6 protein-coding genes and 1 pseudogene are annotated in these 4,269 nt (G+C 54.9%); 2 read left to right on the forward strand and 5 right to left on the reverse strand.

The features are described 5' to 3' along the window. Positions 1-199 precede the first annotated feature (199 nt). The gene (locus BP737_RS14065; RefSeq protein ID WP_342686279.1) at positions 200-817 is read right to left on the reverse strand and encodes a hypothetical protein; all 618 of its coding nucleotides are present in this window, start codon (positions 815-817) and stop codon (positions 200-202) included. A 30-nt stretch (positions 818-847) separates the two neighbouring features. On the opposite strand from BP737_RS14065, the gene BP737_RS14070 reads away from it, so the two are divergent. Then, entirely contained in the window at positions 848-1,111 is a 264-nt protein-coding gene (locus BP737_RS14070; protein WP_342686280.1) for a hypothetical protein, read from the forward strand. A gap of 33 nt (positions 1,112-1,144) precedes the next feature. Here the strand turns inward: BP737_RS14070 and BP737_RS14835 are convergent. Next, positions 1,145-1,354 (reverse strand): annotated as a pseudogene (locus tag BP737_RS14835) (hypothetical protein); the annotation flags it as partial. A 167-nt stretch (positions 1,355-1,521) separates the two neighbouring features. On the opposite strand from BP737_RS14835, the gene BP737_RS14075 reads away from it, so the two are divergent. Then, entirely contained in the window at positions 1,522-1,680 is a 159-nt protein-coding gene (locus BP737_RS14075) for a hypothetical protein (protein ID WP_292405263.1), read from the forward strand. A gap of 176 nt (positions 1,681-1,856) precedes the next feature. Here BP737_RS14075 and cmr6 read toward each other — a convergent pair whose 3' ends face one another. The 3 genes from cmr6 to cmr4 are packed head-to-tail and all read right to left on the reverse strand — an operon-like array spanning position 1,857 to position 4,167. Further along, positions 1,857-2,840: a type III-B CRISPR module RAMP protein Cmr6 gene (gene cmr6, locus BP737_RS14080; protein WP_292405261.1), complete on the reverse strand. Its 984-nt coding sequence runs from the start codon at positions 2,838-2,840 to the stop codon at positions 1,857-1,859. Beyond that, positions 2,837-3,244 (reverse strand): type III-B CRISPR module-associated protein Cmr5, encoded by a 408-nt coding sequence (gene cmr5 / locus BP737_RS14085; protein ID WP_342686281.1) that lies wholly within the window; start codon positions 3,242-3,244, stop codon positions 2,837-2,839. The genes cmr6 and cmr5 overlap by 4 nt, the downstream gene beginning before the upstream one ends. Before the next feature lie 5 nt (positions 3,245-3,249). Next, positions 3,250-4,167 (reverse strand): type III-B CRISPR module RAMP protein Cmr4, encoded by a 918-nt coding sequence (cmr4, locus tag BP737_RS14090; RefSeq protein WP_342686282.1) that lies wholly within the window; start codon positions 4,165-4,167, stop codon positions 3,250-3,252. Positions 4,168-4,269: the final 102 nt, after the last annotated feature.

Here is a 4,269-nt window from a genome sequence, read left to right on the forward strand (position 1 = left end):
GAGGTGTTTCGGGATCACCTCCTCCGTTCTCTGTAACAGAAGACGGCTGTTACCGAACGGGGCTGGAGTATGCGGCCCTCTCCGGCAAAGGAGCGGACTTCTCCCCAAAGAGTATCCAGCAGTTTTTTGTCTCTTGTTCCCGATCATTGACCGTTTTTTCGAGTACGGATAATAATATGTCGGGGTCAAATATGGGCGGTCACGTCAGAACGGCAAAATAGTCGATCTCTTCATGTGCGGTTCCCATGGTGCCGCCAAATTGATCGGACTGTCTTTTTCCTCGTTTTGCCGCCCCTGCCGATTCGATCTTTATCTTTTCCCAGCCGCAGGTTGCGCAGTCCAGGGACCTCTGCAGGATTTCCTCGGGGTTGCAGGCGGAACTTGGGAGGGCGCCGAGGCGGATGACCATTTTTGCCCCAGGGGCGCAGGCCTCTGTGATGTTTTTCCAGACCGTCGCCAGGTCTCTGGCGAAGTCCTGCTGGCTTGAGTGCGTGAGTTGGCCGGTGGTGGTGTAGTTGACCGTGTCCTCGCCGCTGAGGAACCAATTCCTGAGCCACTGATCCGGGACATAGGTTCTCATCCGATAATAGGGAGGAGAAGTGATGACCCAGGTGAACCCATTTTCCGGGATGACTTTCAGAGGGTTGCGGGAATCTCCGTGGATGATGCCCCCCTGAGGTTTGGCAGGTAGTGTGCCAAAGGAGTATTTCGCTTTCCATGCGACAACATCGAGGGCATCGATTCTTTTCGGGTACAGGCCATGCTTTTCCCAGTACCGCACTGAATACTCAGGTTTGCAGCAGTAGGTGCGGGGCATCTGGTTTGAGAGGTAGGAGATGCGGTTTTTATGGACAGGCCCGTGGAGGACCCCGAGCATGAGTGCTCGCAGTGCAACGGCCTCGTCGGTGGTGCATTCCTCCATGAGGCTTTCCCGCAGTTTACAGATGTCGTGGAGTGTGTCCGAGTGGAAACAGAGTTCCCAGAATCGTCCTTCGGGGATATGATCTGGCTCCCGGTCATTGGCGAGAATGGTCTTGCAGAGTTTGATAATGTCTGCAGGGGTGGTGTCGACAAATTTTGCTGCGGATATGGCAACGGCCACCGGGCTTGAGTCGATACCCACCGAACCGAGGCCGCGTAATCGTGCAGCATAATTTGTTGTACCACGGCCGCAAAAAGGATCGAGGGCCCAGTCGTCCTGATTGGCGGAGGCCAGTGTGCGAAACGGGAAGTCCAGGGGGAACATGGTAAAATAGGGACATATGGTGTTGAGCCTCAGGATAGCACTCTGTTTTTTGGGGAGTGTGCTGATCTGCTTTTGGCCGGGTCTCTGATTCCGGAAAGGTGCGCTCATGAGGATTCGCCATTCGATTCAATTAATAATTGCCTCTTATTTCTTCTTATTTAAATATGTGGCGATTTTATAGCAAAACGTGGATGGAAGTGAGGTTTTTTTCGAGTGCGGGATATCTCTGTCCCTCTTTCGGAGGTTCACCGGAGATTGTGCTACATCGGTGTACGATGGTTGCTGACGATGAAATAGTCGATGAACACGTCACGGTCGACCTCTCGAAGAAGTTCGGCGGGTTGAAGGCCGGCAAGTCGATCGCCTCGACCGAAGGGGGTATCTCGGTGCCGGGGAATCGGGAGATCAGGACCGGGCTTGAGCGTGATAGATAGAAGCGAGGTTTTATGGTGTCGGCCGGGTTCTTCACACACTCTCCCCGGTAACGGATGACCTTTCACGTTTCTTGCGACGATGTCGCGACAACGGTAGGCTGGTACGTGTCTCTCCGATCTCAAGTCTGTGGAGTCGGGCCCGCCCGTCTCAATAAATTCCCCAACATCGTCATTGGCTATGAAGTGCGGGCGTTTTTTCTTTGGGTTTTGGATCCTCTGCCCATGTAACCATTATCATCTCTTTTGCTGTGTAGAGGCCCGACCGGCCTTGCCGCTACGGGAGCTGGCGATACAGCGGTTCCGCTCGATCTTTCATCCGGGACCAGTCTCCCGTAGCTGGCGGCGGTCTTTCCACCTACCCCCCACTCACAGAGTGCATCGGTGAGCAGCCTGAACACGAGGTCTGCCCATCTCTCACCATCCTCTCCCGGCACGTCGCAGGAAACAGCAATATAAAATGTTCCTGCAACCGAGAGGAAGGTGAGCGGGTTGGGGTCATCGAAGTCGGTGGGGGGTTCGTCACCCCCTGAGTAATAGCCGCCATGGTGTGGTGTTATGACGTCGGGGAGAAGTCCTTGTCCATTTTTCAGACTCTCAGGCGTTATCCAGGCATCGTGAAAGATGATATGGCCAGAATCATCCGAGGTGCCGAAGATAGCCGTGTGGTATTCCCCTCCCCGTTTGAACTCAACCCCCTTTGTTCCCCAGACCTGGTCGCAGTAGTGCGAGGCAAGACCCTTCAGGGCAGTTCCGGGGATGAACGGCGTGCCGTATGTGTGGTGGAGGGTTATCCCCATTTCCAGCACGTTCTCGTTCCCAAAGCCGAGCATCAGCCTGCTTTTAGTTTTGAACTCGCCCTTCTGCGCTCCATCAAGTGAGGAGGAGTAGCGGGTGAACGCTTCCTGATAGACGGGATGTGCCCTTCCCTGGGCTCTGCACATGGTCCTGAACAACCCCTTTCGGTTATCCGGGTGCTTCTTCTCCTCATCTTTGAGCGGCACCCTCAGGTATCGGTCCCTGACGAGGGCGGCGTTCGAAGCACCGGGCAACTCCGCATCGGCTGGCCTATTCGACCATAACGTTGATATGGCCTTCCTGCATGCCGGCCCCGCCATGGAACTTTGCTCGCCGGGAGAGCCGCTATATTGCCGGGCGATCATGGGTCCTCCCTCTCCGGGGATGCTTTTCCGGGCTGTCCCGGACGTTTTCTGTCCAGGAGTGCTTCTGCATAGCGTTTCAGCCACGTTGCGGCTTCAATCGCCTCCAGAGAAAGGTGCTGATATTCTATCAGGTCGGCCTCCCTGCTTTTATCCTCCAGTGTGATATTTTTCGGCAGGTCTACCACCATAACCTGGGAGAGATGACCAAGGTAGGTGTCACCCGTTTTGGTTGTTTTATCATCCTTGGCGTGGACGTAGGCTATGGCCTGCACAAGTCCGCAGGTGTGCACTAACGCCGGGAAACTCTTTGCCAGTCGGAGATAGTCATCTTTATCGTTGCTGGATGTCTTCCCCAAAACGCACCTATGCGCTCTTTCTGCTCTTTTTTGCTGCCGGGTCTGCATGTCTTTCAGCCCTCCGTAAAAAAGCACTTTACTCTACCTTTCCCTACGGTTGCCTTTCCACCGAGCTGCAGGTTCAGGCCGGTGTTTGGGCAGAACTTGGCGAGGATCTCGTCTTCTGTCAGGCCGTTGCTGCCGAACACACGGTCGCACCAGGCCAGTCCCGCCAGGATCGTCTCGCCGGGCAGGGATTCCTCGTACCACAGCCCACCCTTATCAACAATCTTTGTCTCGTCTTTAATCCTGATATGAACTGCCACTTCAGTCCCGGTTTTTGTCAGGAAGGTAAAGCAGTCATCGGAGAGAACGACGAACCGCTTTTTGAAGACTGTCCGCCATTTATCTGTATCGGAGAAGAGCATTCCGGCAAGTCTTTCTGCCCATGCATTCGCAGCATCGTTATACACTGCGGTGAAATCGAGGTCTTCAAGGAAGATCTTTTTCCCGGATCTCTCTTCTTTTTCGGGAAAGAGCGAAGACTGTTCAACATAAAAAGCCTGCTCCTTTTCAGGGGACGGTGTTTCCGGAAGTTCCTCATACCCTGCCGCCTCAAGATCCCGCCTCAGTCGCTCCAGCACCAGCGGGCTCGTCACGTATGCGAACGTGCCGTACAGGCTGCACACCGGCAGGCAGACAATATGGGCGTCGGTGAGCACCAGCGAACCGGCGTTGGACGAACCGTCACCCGCCATCTTTCCGAAGACAACATCCATTACGGCCTCGTCGGTCTTTTTTTGCTTGAAATGATCCCTCATGACGCCTTTCACTGCCGACCCCGGCACCAGCGGCCATTCGGTGATCTTTTCGCGCATGATTGGCATGTCGACGAAGCCGACACCCTTTCCTGCCCCGACATGGAGCGGCGTGATCGTCTGCAGCCAGTACATCTTCGTATTATCAGTCAAATCGTACGCCTCCGTTTTCACTCATCCGTTCTTGATTCGTTCCCGACATTCCATAACCCCCACAGGGCAAGCCCGAAGCCGTCGCGACTGTAATCCAGTCCTCCCATGGCATCGCTCACCGGC

The sequence above is a fragment of the Methanoculleus sp. UBA291 genome, assembly GCF_002499755.1.
GTDB classification, from domain to species: Archaea; Halobacteriota; Methanomicrobia; order Methanomicrobiales; family Methanoculleaceae; genus Methanoculleus; species Methanoculleus palmolei.

Excerpts from the sequence above, each read along its gene's own strand:
- BP737_RS14065 (WP_342686279.1), bottom strand. The coding sequence starts at position 817 with ATGCCCCGCACCTACTGCTGCAAACCTGAGTATTCAGTGCGGTACTGG.
- BP737_RS14070 (WP_342686280.1), top strand. The coding sequence starts at position 848 with ATGGACAGGCCCGTGGAGGACCCCGAGCATGAGTGCTCGCAGTGCAAC.
- BP737_RS14075 (WP_292405263.1), top strand. The coding sequence starts at position 1,522 with ATGGTTGCTGACGATGAAATAGTCGATGAACACGTCACGGTCGACCTC.
- cmr6 (WP_292405261.1), bottom strand. The coding sequence starts at position 2,840 with ATGATCGCCCGGCAATATAGCGGCTCTCCCGGCGAGCAAAGTTCCATG.
- cmr5 (WP_342686281.1), bottom strand. The coding sequence starts at position 3,244 with ATGCAGACCCGGCAGCAAAAAAGAGCAGAAAGAGCGCATAGGTGCGTT.